The organism is Streptomyces sp. NPDC091209 (assembly GCF_044757755.1).
Classification (GTDB): domain Bacteria; phylum Actinomycetota; class Actinomycetes; order Streptomycetales; family Streptomycetaceae; genus Streptomyces.
Genome location: NZ_JBIVVR010000001.1, coordinates 804036 through 821802 on the forward strand (window position 1 = coordinate 804036; position 17767 = coordinate 821802).

12 protein-coding genes are annotated in these 17767 nt (G+C 69.9%); 10 read left to right on the forward strand and 2 right to left on the reverse strand.

The window, feature by feature from the left end; all coding sequences use genetic code 11:
- Window positions 1–438 precede the first annotated feature (438 nt).
- Window positions 439–1200: a hypothetical protein gene (locus ACIQRL_RS03600; protein ID WP_401326466.1), complete on the reverse strand. Its 762-nt coding sequence runs from the start codon at window positions 1198–1200 to the stop codon at window positions 439–441.
- Between the two features lie 254 nt (window positions 1201–1454).
- On the opposite strand from ACIQRL_RS03600, the gene ACIQRL_RS03605 reads away from it, so the two are divergent.
- The 10 genes from ACIQRL_RS03605 to ACIQRL_RS03650 all read left to right on the forward strand — a co-directional run bounded on the left by ACIQRL_RS03605 (window position 1455) and on the right by ACIQRL_RS03650 (window position 16252).
- Entirely contained in the window at window positions 1455–2612 is a 1158-nt protein-coding gene (locus ACIQRL_RS03605; protein WP_401326469.1) for a mandelate racemase/muconate lactonizing enzyme family protein, read from the forward strand.
- Window positions 2609–3613: a zinc-binding dehydrogenase gene (locus ACIQRL_RS03610; RefSeq protein ID WP_401326472.1), complete on the forward strand. Its 1005-nt coding sequence runs from the start codon at window positions 2609–2611 to the stop codon at window positions 3611–3613. Before ACIQRL_RS03605 ends, ACIQRL_RS03610 begins: the two co-directional genes overlap by 4 nt.
- 118 nt (window positions 3614–3731) lie before the next feature.
- On the forward strand, window positions 3732–4700 hold the full coding sequence (locus tag ACIQRL_RS03615; protein WP_401326475.1) for a hypothetical protein: 969 nt from the start codon (window positions 3732–3734) through the stop codon (window positions 4698–4700).
- Between the two features lie 141 nt (window positions 4701–4841).
- Window positions 4842–5954, forward strand: coding sequence for a multiple monosaccharide ABC transporter substrate-binding protein (chvE, locus tag ACIQRL_RS03620; RefSeq protein WP_401326478.1), 1113 nt, complete (start codon window positions 4842–4844; stop codon window positions 5952–5954).
- 32 nt (window positions 5955–5986) lie between these two features.
- A complete protein-coding gene (gene mmsA / locus ACIQRL_RS03625; RefSeq protein ID WP_401326480.1) occupies window positions 5987–7537 on the forward strand; it encodes a multiple monosaccharide ABC transporter ATP-binding protein in 1551 nt (516 codons plus the stop codon).
- Complete coding sequence (gene mmsB, locus ACIQRL_RS03630) at window positions 7534–8778, forward strand: multiple monosaccharide ABC transporter permease (protein ID WP_401326483.1); 1245 nt, start codon at window positions 7534–7536, stop codon at window positions 8776–8778. Before mmsA ends, mmsB begins: the two co-directional genes overlap by 4 nt.
- A gap of 56 nt (window positions 8779–8834) precedes the next feature.
- Window positions 8835–9980, forward strand: a complete 1146-nt coding sequence (locus ACIQRL_RS03635) for an aldose epimerase family protein (RefSeq protein WP_401326486.1) — start codon at window positions 8835–8837, stop codon at window positions 9978–9980.
- 230 nt (window positions 9981–10210) lie between these two features.
- Window positions 10211–11902, forward strand: a complete 1692-nt coding sequence (locus tag ACIQRL_RS03640; RefSeq protein ID WP_401326489.1) for an aminotransferase class I/II-fold pyridoxal phosphate-dependent enzyme — start codon at window positions 10211–10213, stop codon at window positions 11900–11902.
- 365 nt (window positions 11903–12267) lie between these two features.
- Entirely contained in the window at window positions 12268–13053 is a 786-nt protein-coding gene (locus ACIQRL_RS03645; protein WP_401326491.1) for an intradiol ring-cleavage dioxygenase, read from the forward strand.
- Between the two features lie 205 nt (window positions 13054–13258).
- On the forward strand, window positions 13259–16252 hold the full coding sequence (locus tag ACIQRL_RS03650; RefSeq protein WP_401326494.1) for a beta-galactosidase: 2994 nt from the start codon (window positions 13259–13261) through the stop codon (window positions 16250–16252).
- On the opposite strand, the gene ACIQRL_RS03655 is transcribed toward ACIQRL_RS03650, so the two are convergent.
- Window positions 16249–17751 carry an alpha-N-arabinofuranosidase gene (locus ACIQRL_RS03655; protein WP_401326497.1) on the reverse strand — a complete coding sequence of 501 codons (1503 nt, stop codon included), beginning with the start codon at window positions 17749–17751 and terminating at the stop codon, window positions 16249–16251. The two genes, ACIQRL_RS03650 and ACIQRL_RS03655, sit on opposite strands and share 4 nt — an antisense overlap.
- Window positions 17752–17767: the final 16 nt, after the last annotated feature.

Genomic DNA, 17767 nt, shown 5'->3' on the forward strand with positions numbered 1-17767 from the left:
GGCGTGAACGGCTCACGGTACAAACGGCTCGCTCCCCGAACGACTCACGGCGCGAAGGGCTCACGGCGTGAACGGCTCGCTCCGCGGGCGACTCACAGCGTGACCGGCTCGCGGCGTGACCAGTGACCTCCCGGAACCGGCCGGGCGTCAGGTTCGATGGGTCCCCATCGGCTTCTGTCGGTCTCTGTCGGGACCTGTGGTGTTCTGCCGAAGCCTGTCACGTTCTGCCGGGTTCCGCCGATCCTGCCGGGTTCCGCCGAACTGCTGCGGCCCACCCTCTCCGGTGGGCGGAATCGCCGTGGATGCCCCGGAAAGGGGCCGTCGCCCGGTCGGCGCGGGGGCCTGCCATCGGCGTGTCGGGGTCGTCGCGCGGCCGGCACGAGGACCCGTCATCGGCGTGTCGGGGCCGTCACGGGCCCGGCCGGACGCCGACAGGACCTACGTGCACCACCACAGGAAGCGGTTGCAGGCGTCCGAGGACGAGGGGCTCGGAGTGGGGGCCGACGTCGTGGGCGCCGCGGTGGCGGGGGCCGACGTCCCGGGGGCCGAGGAGGCGGTCGCCGGGGCCGAGGCGGACCGGCCCGGGAGGGCACTGGCGATCGCCGACCCATCGCTCCCGGCGCTCTTCCCGCTCGACGCCGTGGGAGACACGGAGGCGGACGCGGAGGCGGACCCCGAGGGCGACGAAGAGGAGCCGGGCCTGCCCGTGGCCGACGCGGAGCCGGACGGGGAGCTCTTCGGGCGCGAGGACGCCGCCGAGGAGGCCGAGCCGTCCGGCGACTCACCTCCGGCCGCGGCGGGGCTCGGACCCAGTCCGGGCGCGTCGACGCCGAGTTCGGCGAGACTCAGGCCGCCGGCCGCGAGGACGAAGCCCATCGCGACGAACAGGGTGCGGCGCCTCCGACGGCGGTGCGCGGCGGCCTTGCGGTCACGCCGACTGGTGCCGGCCGGGGCGTCCGGGCCCTGCGGACCGCTCGGGCTCCCGGTGTCCCGGCCGTGCCCTCCGCGCCGTCGCGCGGCCCGCCCGGAGCCCCTCTCGGCGTCGCGTTCGTCGCCGTAGTACGCGTCGGCGTCGGCGCCCGTTTCCGGGCGCGCGTCGGCCTCCTCAGCGTCCGCGCCGAGTTCGTCGACCGGGGTGCCGCACCCGGGACAGGCGAGGGCGCCGTTGAGGTGCCTTCGGCACACGTGGCAGTAGTCCATGACGCGGGAAGACTAGGGTCACCGCCGGTAACGTTCCTAGGGTCAGTTGTGAAAGTTCTGTGCGGAATCAAGCATTCCGGTCCGTCGGACCCGGACACCCCCGAACATTCCCCGCCATCCTGACGCCCGTCGCGTCGAAACCGTTATGTGCGCGCCCCATTGACACCCCCCCGGCCGCGTCCTTACTGTCACGCCAGCATTTCGAACGTGTGACGAAATTTCGAACAACGCTCAAGCAGCAGGGGGCATCTGCCGTGCGCATCACGGGAATCACCACACACGTGGTCGGGACACCCTGGCGGAACCTGACCTACGTCCAGGTGCACACCGACGAGGGCATCACCGGAGTCGGCGAGACCCGCATGCTGGGCCACACCGACGCGCTGATCGGCTATCTGCACGAGGCACAGGCCAACCACATTCTCGGTTCCGACCCGTTCGCCGTCGAGGACCTGGTCCGCCGGATGAAGTACGGCGACTACGGACGGGCCGGCGAGATCGTGATGTCCGGCATCGCGGTCATCGAGATGGCGTGCTGGGACATCAAGGGCAAGGCGCTCGGGGTGCCGGTCTGGCAGCTCCTCGGCGGCAAGGTCACCGACAGGGTCAAGGCGTACGCCAACGGCTGGTACACCACCGAACGGACCCCGGAGGCCTACCACAAGGCCGCGCAGGAGGTCGTGGCGCGGGGCTACAAGGCCCTCAAGATCGACCCCTTCGGCACCGGCCACTTCGAGCTCGACCACGCGGCCACGCTCTACTCCGTGTCGCTCATCGAGGCGGTGCGCGACGCGATCGGGCCCGAGACCGAGCTGATGCTGGAGATGCACGGCCGCTTCTCGCCGTCCACCGCCGTCCGGCTGGCCCACGAGCTCGCGCCCTTCAAGCCCGCGTGGCTGGAGGAGCCGGTGCCGCCGGAGAACCTCAAGGCGCTGGAGAAGGTGGCCGCCAAGGTCGACATCCCGGTCGCCACCGGTGAACGCATCCACGACCGCATCGAGTTCCGCGAGCTCTTCGAGAGCCAGGCGGTCGACATCATCCAGCCCGACGTCGGCCACATCGGCGGCATCTGGGAGACCCGCAAGCTCGCCGCGACCGCCGAGGCGCACTACGTCCTGGTCGCGCCGCACAACGTCGGCGGCCCGGTGCTGACCGCCGCCTCCCTCCAGGTCGGCTTCACCTCGCCGAACTTCAAGATCCTGGAGCACTTCAACGACTTCGCGGACGCGGAGATCAAGAAGGTCGTGAAGGGCGCCCCGCAGGTCGTCGACGGCTACTTCGAGCTGTCCCACGAGCCCGGTCTGGGCGTCGAGCTGGACGTGGACGCGGCGGCCGAGTTCCCGCAGCAGCAGGCCCGGTTCGACCTGTGGGCCGACGGCTGGGAGCAGCGCAAGCCCAAGGGGGCGAAGTGAGCACCGCGGTCGTCATCGAGGGTCCGGGCGAGCACCGGCTGATCCCGCACGAGCCGGTCCGGCCGTCGGCGGGCGAGGCGCTCGTGCGGGTGCACGCGGTCGGCATCTGCGGCAGCGACCGCGAGGTCTACCAGGGCAACCGGCCCGAGGGATACGTCCGCTACCCCCTGACCCCGGGTCACGAGTGGTCCGGGACCGTCGAGGAGGTCGGCGCCGGTGTCCCCGCGGCACTCGTCGGCCGCAAGGTCGTCGGTGAGGGCTTCCGCAACTGCCAGGTCTGCGACCGTTGCCACGCGGGCGAGACAACGTTGTGCACGGCCGGGTACGAGGAGACCGGGTTCACCCAGCCGGGCGCGATGGCGGGCACGCTGACGCTGCCGGCGCGGCTGCTCCACGTCCTGCCCGACGACGCCGATCTGAGCGCCGCCGCCCTGCTGGAGCCGGCCGCCTGCATCGCGGCCGCCGCGCTCAAGGCGAACGCCCGGCCCGGTGAGCGCGTGGCCGTGGTGGGCACCGGGACGCTCGGGATGTTCGCCGTGCAGTTCCTGAAGGCGGGTTCGCCGGCCGAGCTGCTCGTGGTGGGCACCCGCCCGGACCGGGCCGCTTTGTCGAAGGACTTCGGCGCCACCGACTTCCGTACCAGGGACCAGGAACTGCCCGACGATTTCGACGTGGTCGTCGAGACCGCCGGGTCCGCGTCCGCCGCGCGCACCGCCGCCTCCCTGCTGCGGCGCGGCGGACGCCTGGTCCTCACGGGGATCCCGGCGCCGGGTGCCGAGGGACTCGACCCGACCGATCTCGTCGTACGGCAGCTGGAGGTGCACACCGTGTTCGGGGCGCCGCCGGAGGCCTGGGCGCACACGGTGCGGGTGTTCGGCGCCGGTCTGCTGAACCCCTCGCCGCTGGTGACGCACGAGCTGCCGCTCGCCGCGTTCCCGGAGGCCATCGAGCTGGTGGGGTCCGGTGATCCCAAGGTCGGCAAGGTCCTGCTGAAGCCCTGACCACCCGAGCCGTACGCCGGTACGGGGACTCCTGACGGCCCCGTACCGGCGTACATCAGGCCCCCGCACACCCTCAGCCGCGAACTCTGCCCGAAATACCGAACGTGAAGGACTGCTCGTGACCGACGCCTCCCCTACGGCGGCCCGTCGACCCGGTGAGAGCGCGCTCGCCGCGCTCGGCCTGGGCGCGCCCGCCCTCTCCCCCGCCGACGCCTCGCCGCACACCTTCCCGGGAGGCGGGCGCTGGCGCACCGAGGTTCCCTCCGTGGAGGGGCCCGAGGCGCTCGCCGTGGTCCTCAAGGAGTCCTCGCGGCTCGATGTGCCGATCCACCGGATCAGCCAGGGCAGCGGTGTCTGGATGCTGACCGACGCCGAGATCACCGAGATGGTCGAGGCCACCGGTGAACGCGACATCGAGCTCTGTCTGTTCACCGGCCCGCGCGGCACCTGGGACATCGGCGCCTCGGTCCGTACCGACTCGCGCGGCGGCGGGCTGCGTGCCCGCGGCCACGACGCGTTGGCCGGCTGTGTCGAGGACGCCGTCCGGGCGACGGAACTGGGCGTCAAGTGCCTGCTCGTCGCCGACGAGGGCGTGCTGTGGACACTGCACCGGGCACGGGTCGCCGGGATCATCCCGGCCGACACCACCCTCAAGGTCTCGGCGCTGATCGGTCCGGTCAACCCGGCCTCGTACGCCGTGTACGAGAACCTCGGCGCCGACTCGGTGAACGTGCCGAGCGATCTGACGCTCGATCATCTCACCGAGATCCGGCGGGTCTCCGCCGCCCCCATGGACATGTACATCGAGGCCCCCGACGATCTCGGCGGGTACATACGGATGTACGAGGTCGCCGAGCTGATCCGCCGCGGCGCACCGCTGTACCTGAAGTTCGGGCTGTCCAAGACCCCCGGGATCTACCCGTACGGACACCATCTGCGGGACCTGACCCTGAGCACGGCCCGGGAAAGGGTACGGCGCGGCCGTCTCGCCCTTGACCTGCTCGCACGGCACGGGGCGGACGGCGACATGGCGCCGCTCGGCACCCGTCTGCCCGGCTCGCTCACGCGGTTCGACACTCCCTCATAACGTTCGCACAAACCCCCTTCACAGAAGCCGACACAGTCGCGCACAATCCAACACACCCTCTCGGCCTTCCTCTCTCAAAGCTCCCGGAGCATCCGAGTTCCGCGAGACCGAGCCCGGTCCAAGACATCAAGGATGATGATCATGCGTAACCGCAGAGCCGCACTCACCGCCATAGCCGGGGCCGCTTCCCTCGCCCTCACCCTGACCGCCTGCGGCCAGAGCAGCAACGGCGGCAGCAAGGACACCTCGGGAGACGTGAAGGGCGCCACGATCGGCATCTCGATGCCGACGAAGTCCTCCGAGCGCTGGATCGGCGACGGCAACAACGTGGTCAAGGACCTCCAGGCCAAGGGGTACAAGACCAAGCTCGCGTTCGGTGAGGACGACCCGGACCAGCAGGTCTCGCAGATCGAGAACATGATCACCCAGGGCGTGAAGGCCCTGATCATCGCGGCCATCGACAACAAGTCGATGAACAACGTGCTCCAGCAGGCCGCCGACGCCAAGATCCCGGTCATCTCCTACGACCGCCTGATCCTCGGCACGAAGAACGTCGACTACTACGCCTCCTTCGACAACTCGAAGGTCGGCGAGCTCCAGGGCAACTACATCCTGCAGAAGCTCGGCCTCGCGGACGGCTCCAAGAAGGGCCCGTTCAACATCGAGCTCTTCGCCGGCTCGAACGACGACAACAACACGAAGTACTTCTTCGGCGGCGCGATGAAGGTCCTGCAGCCGTACATCGACAAGAAGCAGCTCGTCGTCAAGTCCGGCCAGACCGCGCTCAACCAGGTCACCACCCTGCGCTGGGACGGCGGCACCGCCCAGAAGCGCATGGACGACATCCTGACCTCCTCGTACAAGAGCTCCCGCGTCGACGCGGTCCTCTCGCCCTACGACGGCATCTCCATCGGCATCCTCTCCTCGCTGAAGTCGGACGACTACGGCTCCAAGAGCAAGCCGCTGCCGATCGTCACCGGCCAGGACGCCGAGCTGGCCTCCGTGAAGTCGATCATCGCGGGCGAGCAGACGATGACCGTCTACAAGGACACCCGCAAGCTGGCGACGGTGGCCTCGGGCATGGTCGACGCGGCGCTCAAGGGCAAGAAGCCCGAGCTCAACGACACCACGACCTACGACAACGGCACCAAGGTCGTCCCCGCCTACCTGCTGCAGCCGGTCGGCGTCGACAAGAGCAACTACGAGAAGGAGCTCGTCGGCACCGGCTACTACAAGGACAGCGACCTCAAGTAACCGCCACCTCCTAGTGATTGGAAGGCACGACCATGGCGGGACCCGTCCTGGAAATGCGCTCGATCGTCAAGACCTTTCCCGGCGTCAAGGCGCTGTCGGACGTCAACCTGACCGTCCGACAGGGCGAGGTCCACGCCATCTGCGGCGAGAACGGCGCCGGCAAGTCGACCTTGATGAAGGTCCTCTCCGGCGTCCACCCGAGCGGCAGTTACGAAGGGGACATCCTCTTCGAGGGGGAGGTCTGCTCCTTCAGGGACATCAGGGCCAGTGAGCAGCACGGCATCGTGATCATCCATCAGGAACTGGCCCTGGTGCCCTATCTCTCCATAGCGGAGAACATCTTCCTCGGCAACGAGCACGCCACGCGCGGGCTCATCAGCTGGGGCGAGACGCTCCGGCACGCCTCCGAACTGCTGCGGCGGGTCGGACTCGACGAGAACCCGCAGACCCGCGTCGCCGACATCGGCGTGGGAAAGCAGCAGCTCGTCGAGATCGCGAAGGCGCTGTCGAAGAAGGTGAAGCTGCTCATCCTGGATGAGCCGACGGCCGCCCTGAACGACGAGGACAGCGGCAAACTCCTGGATCTCATCCTGGAGTTGAAGACCCAGGGCATCACCTCGATCATCATCTCGCACAAGCTGAACGAGATCGAGCGGGTCGCGGACTCGGTGACCATCCTGCGCGACGGGCGGACCATCGAGACCCTCGACGTGAAGGCCGCGGAGACCACCGAGGACCGGATCATCAGCGGCATGGTGGGCCGCGACCTCGAACACCGCTTCCCGGAGCGGACCCCGCACGAGCCGGAAGAGGGTGCCGCGCCCGCGCTGGAGATCCGCGACTGGACCGTGTTCCACCCGATCGACCAGCAGCGCAAGGTGGTCGACGACGTGTCGATCTCCGTGCGGCGCGGCGAGATCGTCGGCATCGCGGGACTCATGGGCGCCGGCCGCACCGAACTGGCGATGAGCGTCTTCGGTCGCTCCTACGGCCGGTACGCGGGCGGCACGGTGGTCAGGGACGGCGCGGAGATCCGTACGAAGACCGTGTCCGAAGCGGTCGGGCACGGGATCGCGTACGTCACCGAGGACCGTAAGCACTACGGGCTCAACCTCATCGACACCATCAACCGCAACATCACGCTGAGCGCCCTGGGCAAGGTCGCCAAGCGCGGGGTGGTCGACGAGCACGCGGAGCGGCAGGTCTCCGAGGGCTTCCGCACCTCGATGAACATCAAGGCGCCGACCGTCTTCGAGCCGGTGGGCAAGCTGTCGGGCGGCAACCAGCAGAAGGTTGTCCTCAGCAAATGGATCTTCGCGGGTCCCGAGGTGCTGATCCTCGACGAGCCGACCCGCGGGATCGACGTGGGTGCCAAGTTCGAGATCTACACGGTCATCGACAAGCTGGCGGCCGAGGGCAAGGCGGTCGTCTTCATCTCCTCCGAGCTGCCGGAGCTGCTCGGAATGTGCGACCGCATCTACACGATGGCCGCGGGGCGGCTGACGGGTGAGTTCTCGCGGGCGGAGGCCTCGCAGGAAACGCTGATGCGCCAGATGACGAAGGACAAAGAGGTAACCCGATGAGCACGGATGTGACCGCCAAGACGCCGGCCCCGGCGCCGGCCGGCAAGAGCGGATCGGACGCCGGAGAGAACCTGCTCCAGCTGATGCTGCACGGCATGCGCCGCAACATGCGGCAGTACGGCATGCTGTTCGCCCTCGGTCTGATCGTGGTGCTGTTCGCCGTGTGGACCGGCGGCGACCTGCTGCTGCCGCGCAACGTCTCCAACCTGGTGCTGCAGAACAGCTACATCCTGATCCTCGCGATCGGCATGATGCTGGTCATCATCGCGGGCCACATCGACCTGTCGGTCGGCTCGCTCACGGCCTTCGTCGGCGCGGTGGGTGCCGTACTGATGGTCAACCACCACATCTCCTGGCCCATAGCCGTGGTGCTGTGTCTGGCCATGGGCGCCGCGGCGGGCGCCGCGCAGGGCTTCCTCATCGCGTACGGCGGCATACCGTCGTTCATCGTGACCCTGGCGGGCATGCTGACCTTCCGCGGTCTGACCGAGATCTTCCTCAAGGGCCAGACGATCGGCCCGTTCCCCGAGGGTCTGCAGAAGGTCGCCAACAGCTTCCTGCCCGAGGTCGGACCCACCACGAACTACCACAACCTCACCCTGCTGCTCGGCATCGGCCTGGTGGCGTTCGTGGTGTTCCAGGAGGTCCGCGACCGCAAGCGGCAGCAGGAGTTCTCCCTCGACGTCCTGCCGAAGAACCTCTTCCTGCTCAAGCTCGTCGCGCTGATCGCCGCGGTGCTCACCGTCACCATGCTGCTCGCCAGCTACAAGGGTGCTCCGGTGGTCCTGCTGATCCTCGGCGTCCTGGTCGCCGGCTTCGGCTACCTGATGCGCAACGCGGTCATCGGCCGGCACATCTACGCGATCGGCGGCAACCTTCCGGCGGCCAAGCTGTCGGGTGTGAAGGACAAGAAGGTCACCTTCCTGGTCTTCCTCAACATGGGCATGCTCGCCGCACTCGCGGGCCTGGTCTTCGCGGCCCGCTTCAACGCGGCCTCCCCGAAGGCGGGTCTGAACTTCGAACTCGAAGCCATCGCGGCCTCGTTCATCGGCGGTGCGTCGATGAGTGGCGGCGTGGGCACGGTCCTCGGCGCGATCATCGGTGGTCTCGTCCTGGGCGTGCTGAACAACGGAATGAACCTCGTCGGCATCGGCAGCGACTGGCAGCAGGTCATCAAGGGCCTGGTGCTCCTGGCCGCGGTCGGGTTCGACGTGTGGAACAAGCGCAAGGTCGGTTCGTAAGTCAGCCGGGGCCCCGCCAGAAGGCGGGGCCCCTCCATTTGGGCAGGAGCCGCACAGTGGAAACGAGCAGACGTACGGTCATCGCAGCGGCGGCGGCAGCGGGATTAACCGCGGCCACCATCGGCACGGCGCACGCATCGGGCGGCAGGAAGCCCGAGAAGGAACTCTTCGGCAAGCTCGCCGACGGGACCAAGGTCTACCGCTGGTCGCTGGCGAACGGCGGCACACGCCTGAAGGTCATCTCCTACGGCGGCATCGTCCAGTCGCTGGAGCTGCCCGACCGGCACGGCCGCTACGCCAACGTCTCCCTGGGATACGACAACCTGGCGTCCTACGTCGCCGGGACCACGTTCTTCGGGGCGACGATCGGCCGCTACGGCAACCGCATCGCCAAGGGACAGTTCACCCTGGACGGCAAGAGCTACCAGCTCTCCGTCAACGACGGTGTGAACAGCCTGCACGGGGGCGCCAAGGGCTTCAACACCAAGGTGTGGGACATCGAGGGCTTCACCTCGGGCTCCGACGTCGGCCTGCATCTGTACTACACCAGCGTCGACGGCGAGATGGGCTACCCGGGCACGCTGAAGGTGAGGGTGACGTACACCCTCACCGCGCACGGCGACTGGCGCATCGACTACCGGGCCACCACCGACAAGGCCACGGTCGTCAACCTCACCAACCACACGTACTACAACCTCGCCGGTGAGGGCAGCGGCGGCATCTACGACCACGAGCTGCACCTGGCCGCGGGTCGCTTCACGCCCACCGACTCGGGACTCATCCCCACCGGTGAGCTGGCCCGGGTCGCGGGCACCCCCTTCGACTTCCGCACGGCCAAGCCGATCGGCCGGGACATCCGCGTCGGCCACCCGCAGCTCGTCACCGCCAAGGGCTTCGACCACAACTGGGTCCTCGACAAGGGCGTCACCGCCGAGCCCGAGCACATCGCGACCCTGCGCGACCCGAGCTCCGGACGGACCCTGAGGATCGCGACGGACCAGCCGGGCGTGCAGTTCTACTCGGGCAACTTCCTGGACGGCACCCTGGTCGGCCCCTCCGGTCACACCTACCGGCAGGGCGACGGCATGTGCCTGGAGACCCAGCACTTCCCGGACTCCCCGAACCATCCGGCGTTCCCGTCGACGGTGCTGCGGCCGGGGCAGACGTACCGGACCTCCACAGTGCATTCGTTCGGTGCGTGACCGCTCCTCACAGGCGCACGCGCTCGGTGCGTGACCGCTCACTCACCGGCACATGTGTCCGGTGAGTGAGCGGACCTCACAGCCGGTTCACAAAATCCGCACGATTGCGCAGCGATTGAACAGCGCCACTTCCGTCTCCGTATGAAAGGGCGGCCCGTGCTCCCCCGCGCGGGCCACCCAAAGACGGAGGGCCCGTCCTCCCCAGCGGGCTCGCCCTACACGGAGGTTCCATGGCCGGCAATGTCACCTCGCTCTTTCGCGGCACCGCGGCGCACAGCCCGTCGATGGCCGCACTGACGCGGGAGGGCGACGGAGCCGGCCCGGTGGACTTCTGCATTCCGTGCAACCCGTACTTCCCCACGCCCGCGATGTTCGACGAACTCGCGAGCCGGTTGCGCGAGATCATCACCTACTACCCGAGCAGCGCCGACACGATCACCAGTGAGCTGTGCTCGCTGCTCCAGCTTCCGCCGCAGTGCGTCGCGATGGGCAACGGCTCGACCGAACTCATCACCTGGATCGATCACTTGCTGGTCCGAGAGTCCCTCGCGATCCCCGTCCCCACGTTCGGCCGCTGGACCGATCAGCCGATGGAGACCGGCAAGCGGGTGGACATGTTCCCGCTCCAGGAGTCCACCGGCTTCGCCCTCGACCTCGCCGCGTACGCCAAGTTCATCCGCTCGCGCGGCACCAGGGTCGCCGTGATCTGCAACCCGAACAACCCCGACGGCGGCTTCCTGCCCCGCCAGTCGGTCATCCAGTTCATGGACGCGATGGCCGACCTGGACCTGATCGTCATCGACGAGTCGTTCCTGGAATTCGCCGACGCCGAGTCCGAGCCCAGCGTGGTCGAGGACGCGGTGATGCGGCCCAACGTCATCGTGCTGCGCAGCCTCGGCAAGAACTTCGGCCTGCACGGCATCCGCTTCGGCTACATGGTCGCCAACCCCTCGCTGGCGGGCAAGGTCCGCTCGATGCTGCCGAAGTGGAACCTCAACTCCTTCGCGGAGACCGTGGTGTTCATGCTCAAGAACCACGGCAAGGAGTACATGGAGAGCCTGCACATGGTCCGCCGCGACCGGCTGGACATGGCCCGCCAGCTCTCCGCGCTGCCCGGTCTGACGATCTACCCCTCGCAGGGCAACTTCCTGTTCGTCCGCCTTCCCGTCGGCGCCGAAGGCACCGTGGTCCGGGACCGGCTGCTCACCGAGCACCGCATCCTGGTCCGCGAGTGCGGCAACAAGGTCGGTTCGTCCAGCCGCTTCCTGAGACTCGTGGTACGTCCGCAGACGGATGTGCGCCGCCTGGTGGCCGGCCTGGAACAGGTGCTCTACGGGTCCAGGAAGGAAACCGCCGTACCCGAACTGAGCAACGGGACCGGCTACAGCTCGGGTACGGCCATGGTGGACCGTCTCGTCGGCTCGACCAACGGAGCGGGTGTGCAGGGGCTGGCCGCGCAGGCGAACGCCTGGCCAGGACAGCCCGCTCAGCCCCAGCCGGTGGCCGCCGCCGCTCCGCAGCCCAGTCTGCCGCCCGGTCCGCCCGCGCGGCCCGCCGCGGCCTCGCCCTACCCCGCCCAGCAGCCCGTCGCGGCCCCCATCTACCCGGCCCCGCAGCAGCCCATGGCGGCCCCGGGCTATCCCGGTCCGCAGCCCACCAGCTGGCCGGCTGCGGCCCAGGGCCCGGGGGCGATGCCGGCCCAGATGCCGCCCGCGGCGATGCCCGGGCCGGCCCAGCCGGCCGGTCTCCAGCCGGCCGCCCAGACGGGCATGCCCGGCATGGCGGGCGCCCCCTCCATGGGCGCGCAGGGCGGCCTGACGGCGGCCCAGGTCCGGGGCAGGACGCAGCCCGAACCACCGCCGCCCCAGGCGGACGGCGGCTGGGGAGCCGTCGGAGCGATGCTGTACAACCAGGCCGGATAACAGGCCACTCATACCGCCGGGCGGACCTCCGCGCGGCCGGCCACGGGCCGGCCGCCGGGAACCGCCCATGACCGACGGCGCGGGCAGGGCAGAAGGACGCCCGCCCGACGCCGGCGGACCCCTGTGTCCGGCGCCGCGAACCCGGCGCCGGACACCACGGCGCGGTGCCCGCGGAACCACGGCACCGGCCCGATCGCTCCTTCGCCTGTCCCCGCCTGCCGTCACACCCCTGTGCGGCCGGAAACCGGTGCGTCCCTCGCGCCGGACCGGGGACCGGGCAAGGTGTCCAACAAGCAGCTTGACGGGCTGCCACTTTGCGGAACTGACAGCCGACCGACAGCATCCACTTCTACGGTGCCGTGTCCATGACAGATTCCCCCTCGAAAGACATGTCAGAGGCGGCCCAGATCGGGCGCCGAACCGTCCTGATCGCCACGGGTGTCACGGCCGCGGCGCTGACCGTGGGAGCGGCGGCACCCGCCGCACCCGCCCCCGTCACCGACGTGCCGGACGCCGCCCCGGCCGCGGCGGCAGCCGTCTGCACCCTCACCAAGGAGATGACCGAAGGCCCCTACTACCTCGACGGACAGCTCGTCCGCGCCGACGTCACCGAAGGCAAGGCGGGCGCCCCGCTCAAGCTGGTGCTCACCGTCGTCGACGACTCCACCTGCGCGGCGATCGGCAACGCCCTCGTCGAGATCTGGCACTGCGATTCGCTCGGCGAGTACTCCGGCTTCGTCGGCAACAACGGCCACAGCGAGGCGGACGACGGCACCTTCCTGCGCGGCGGCGTCCTGACGAACGCGTCCGGCGTCGCGAACATCACCACGATCTACCCGGGCTGGTACCGGGGCCGCTGCGTGCACATCCACGTCAAGGTGCACACCGGCGTCACCCTCACCTCCGACGGCTCCTTCACCGGGGGCCAGGAACTCCACACCGGCCAGCTCTTCTTCAACGAGACGATCACCACGGCGATGGCCAAGGTGTCCCCGTACTCGACCAACAAGGTCACCCGCACCACCCTCACCCAGGACTCCGTCTACGACGGCGGAGGCGCCTCCTCCGGCCTCCTGACCCTGACGGCCCTCGGCAGCAGCACCTCCGCCGGCTACACCGGCACCCTGACGCTCGGCGTCGTGACGAGCTGACCCGGCCTTTCCCCCCACGGAGGCCGGGGGCCGCCCGCGACCGCGCGGGCGGCCCCCGGCCGCACCCATCCCGCGTAATCCCCCGCGCCGAGATCGTCGTACGACCATCAAATGATCTGCCTATGTGGACAATGGCGGCACCTTCCCCGGCCTCTCGGGCTCCTGCCGAGCGGGGCAACCTGTCGCCGTCCCCGGGAGAACCCGCATGGTGTTGAGCAGACGTACCTTCAGCGCACTCGCCGGCACCGCCGCCCTCGGCCTCTCGCTCAGCGGCAGCGGGAGCGACGAGGCGTGCGCGGCCGGAAGGGCGCCCCTCGCACCCACCGGACCCGCGCCCGCACCGCCCTCCGCCGACGGCAGGACGCACACGGTCGGCTTCGACCGGTACTCGATGCTGATCGACGGCGGACGCCTGGTGATCTGGTCCGGGGAGGTCCACCCGTTCCGCCTGCCGAGCCCGTCCCTGTGGCGGGACGTCCTGCAGAAACTGCGGGCCCACGGCTACAACGCGATCAGCATCTACGTCGCGTGGAACTACCACTCCCCCGCACCCGGGCAGTACGACTTCACCGGGGTCCGCGATCTCGACCTGTTCCTGCGGACCGCCGCCGAGACCGGGCTGTACGTCATCCTGCGCCCCGGCCCGTACATCAACGCCGAGGTCGACGCGGGCGGCTTCCCCGGCTGGCTGACCACGACCCCGGGGGTGGCCCGCACCTCCGACCCGACCTATCTGACATACGTCGACGAGTGGCTGACCGCCGTCGACCGCATCGCGTCCCGCCACCTCTACACCGACGGCGGCGGCACGATCGTCCTCTACCAGCTGGAGAACGAGTACGACGACCACCTGACCGAGCCCGCCGGACGCGACTACATGGCACACCTCTACGCCAAGGTGCGGGCCGACGGCATCGACGTGCCGCTCTTCCACAACGACAAGGGCAGGAACGGCCATTGGGCCCCCGGCACCTTCGACACGGGCGGCGAGCAACGGCGTTACCTCTACGGCTTCGACGGCTACCCCTCCCCTTCCAAGACACCACCGGACTGGGGGTACTTCGGACCCGGCGGCATGCAGGGCGGCTCGACCGCCAGTCCCGACACCCCGGGATTCATCCCCGAGTTCGGGGGCGGCTGGTTCGATCCGTGGGGCGGGGCGGAGTTCGACGGCCTGGGATACGCGGAGTCGCGCCGCACCCGGGACGCGGCCTACGAACGGCGCTTCTACCTCACCAACCTCGCCAACGGCATCACGGTCCACAACGTCTACATGACCTTCGGCGGCACGTCCTGGGGCTGGCTGCCCGCGCCGATCGTCTACACGTCGTACGACTACGGGGCCGCCCTCGACGAGGCACGGCAGCCGACGGAGAAGCTCGTCCCGATGCACCAGATCGGCCAGCTGCTGCACTCGGTGCCCGACTTGGCCAAGCTGGACCCCGCCGATCCGGTCCCGGGCGACGACACGGGGGCCGGCCCCGGCATCAAGGCGTACCACCTCGTCAATCCGGACACGAAGGCGCACTTCCACGTCCTGCGCAACGACACGTCCGCCGAGGCCGTCGCCTCCGTCCCGCTCGCGGGCACGACCGTCGAGGTGCCGGTGCCCGGTCTCGACGCCCGGCTGCTCGCCGCCGGTATCGCGCTGGGACGATGGAAGTTGAGCTACTCCACCGCCCAGCCGATGCTGTGGCTGACCGCGGGACGGCAGGACATCGCGGTGTTCACGGGCCGGGCGGGAGAATCGACGCACACCTGTCTGGAGTCCGCGGGCGAACCGACGGTCACCGTGCTGGACGGGGACGCCGGGCACAGCTACCGGGACGGGGTCCTGCGGATCGACGCCGTGCTGGACGGCATCACCCGGGTCCGGGTGGACGGCGGCGGTGCCGCCGCCCCCCTCCTGCTCCTGTTCGCCGACGACGAGAGCTCCCGCCGCCTCTGGCGGTACGACACCCCGTCGGGTCCGGTGCTGGTGCGCGGCCCGGCGCTGCTGCGCACGGCCGCCCTGCGGGGCACGACCGTCCAGCTCACCGGCGACACGGTGGAAGCGGCGGACCTGGAGGTATGGGGGCCGCGCGGGACAAGTGAACTCGTCTGGAATCACGGCACGTTGACGTCCCGCACCACCACCTCCGGGAGTCTGCTGTCCGAGCGACCGCTGGCCGGCGTGGACCGGGTGCGGCTGCCCGCCCTGACCGACTGGCGCCGAGCCGAGGGGAACCCCGAGTCGGCCGCCGACTACGACGACACGGCATGGCGGGTCACCGACAGGACGTCCTCGTACAGCGTCACCCCCGTCCCCGCCGGGCAGCCCGTGCTGTTCGCCGACGACTACGGCTTCCACTACGGCGACGTCTGGTACCGGGGGCACTTCGCGGACGCGGGCGAGGCGGAATCCGTGTCTCTGACCTATGTCGCGGGCGCCCAGGGGCTGTTGATGGCCTGGCTGGACGGCGAGCCGCTGGGCACCCACCGGATGCCGGTGCCGGACAAGAAGACCGTGCGGCAGGGGACCTGGACGGCCACCGCCACCTTTCCCGTCCGGCCGCGGGACGGGCACTCCCATGTGCTGTCCGTCCTGGTCCGGAGGATGCAGCACGACGAGGACGGCAAGGCGAACGACACCCACAAGGCGGCCCGGGGTCTGACGGCCGTCGCCTTCGCCGGGGCCGCTCCCGCGATCCGCTGGCGCGTCCAGGGCGCGGCGGCCCCCGACCCGGTGCGCGGACCGCTGAACACCGGAGGCCTGCACGGGGAGCGGCACGGCTGGCATCTGCCGGGGTTCGCGGACGGCGGCTGGAAGACCGTCGGCTTCCCGCGCGCCGAACGGCGGCAGGGTGTCACCTGGTACCGCACCGGGTTCCGGCTCGCGGTGGACACCGGGGTGGACGCGTCGATCGGGCTCACCCTCACCGACGATCCGGCCCGCGCCTATCGCGTCCAGATCTTCCTGAACGGCTGGAACATGGGCCAGTACATCAACGACGTAGGGCCCCAGCACACTTTCGTCCTGCCCAACGGGGTGCTGCGCACACGGGGGCGCAACACACTGGCCCTCGCGGTGCTGTCCGACGGGACCACACCCGCCGGGCCCGGCCGGGTGGAACTGACCCTGCTGGGCAGCGCGGCCGGAGGAGTACCGGTGACCCCGGTGGACTCCCCCGGCCCCGGCACCGCCCAGGACAGGTCCTAGGCCAGCCGGATCACGTTCCAGGACAGCGGCTCCAGGACGGCGTTCAGCGTGCCGTCCCGGAGCGTGGTCCCCTCGACCGGGTGCGGGGTGACCCGCTCCTGGTCGTGCAGGCTGTTGGCGGCGTCCGGGTCGGCGTCGGCGAGCGCGCTGTGCTCGACGACCGTCGTCAGCCCCAGCCGGTTCAGGGCCACTTCGAGCGGCAGCGGTTCGGTCTGGCCGCGGTTGACGGCGAACACGGTGACCGAGCCGTCCTCGGCGCGCACCGCGGTGGCGTGCAGCAGGTCCGCCTCGCCGTACTTGCGGGTCGGGTACGTCGGCGAGTCCACCCGGACGTCGAGGACCCGCCCGCGCCCGTGCGCCGAGGCCTGCGCGAACGGGTAGAAGGTCGTCTGCCGCCAGGCCGGACCGCCCGGTTCGGTCATGATCGGCGCGATGACGTTCACGAGCTGGGCGAGGCAGGCGACGGTCACCCGGTCCGCGTGCCGCAGCAGCGCGATGAGCAGTGAGCCGAACACGACCGCGTCCGTGACGGAGTAGACGTCCTCCAGCAGCCGCGGGGCCTCCTGCCAGTCCTCGACCGGGTGCGGGTTGGGCCGGCTCTGGTACCAGACGTTCCACTCGTCGAAGGAGAGGTTGATCCTCTTCGTGGACTTCAGGCGGGCGCCCACGTGGTCGCAGGTGGCCACCACGTTCTCGATGAACGACTCGGTGTCGACGGCGGAGGCGAGGAAGGAGTCGCGGTCGCCGTCGGTCTCCTCGTAGTAGGCGTGCAGGGAGATGTGGTCGACGAGGTCGTACGTCTCGGCGAGGACGGTCGCCTCCCACGCGGCGAACGTCGGCATCCCCTGTCCGGAGGAGCCGCACGCGACGAGTTCGAGGTCCGGCTCGATCTGCCGCATCGCGCGGGCGGTCTCGGCGGCGATCCGGCCGTATTCCTCGGCGGTCTTGTGGCCGGTCTGCCAGGGGCCGTCCATCTCGTTGCCGAGGCACCAGAGCCGGATGCCGAACGGGTCCTTGTCGCCGTGCGCGATCCGCAGGTCGGAACGGGCCGTCCCGGAGGGGTGGTTGGCGTACTCCTGAAGGGCCAGGGCCTCGGCGACGCCCCGGGTGCCGAGGTTGACGGCCATCATCGGCTCGGCCTGCGGGCCGATCTTCTTCAGGAAGCCGATGTACTCGCCGAGCCCGAAGCGGTTGGACTCGGTGGAGCGCCAGGCGAGGTCGAGGCGGCGGGGCCGCTCCTCGGCGGGGCCCACCGAGTCCTCCCAGTCGTAGCCGGAGACGAAGTTGCCGCCGGGGTAGCGGACGGCCGTGACACCGAGCTCGCGGACCAGCTCCAGCACGTCCGTGCGCAGGCCCTCGGGGTCCGCGGAGGGGTGGCCGGGTTCGAAGATGCCGGTGTAGACGCAGCGGCCGAGGTGCTCGACGAAGGAACCGAAGAGACGGGGGTTGACCTCGCCGATGGTGAAGGCGGGGTCGAGGGCGAAGCGGGCGGTGCGCATGGGGTCCTTTCGGGGG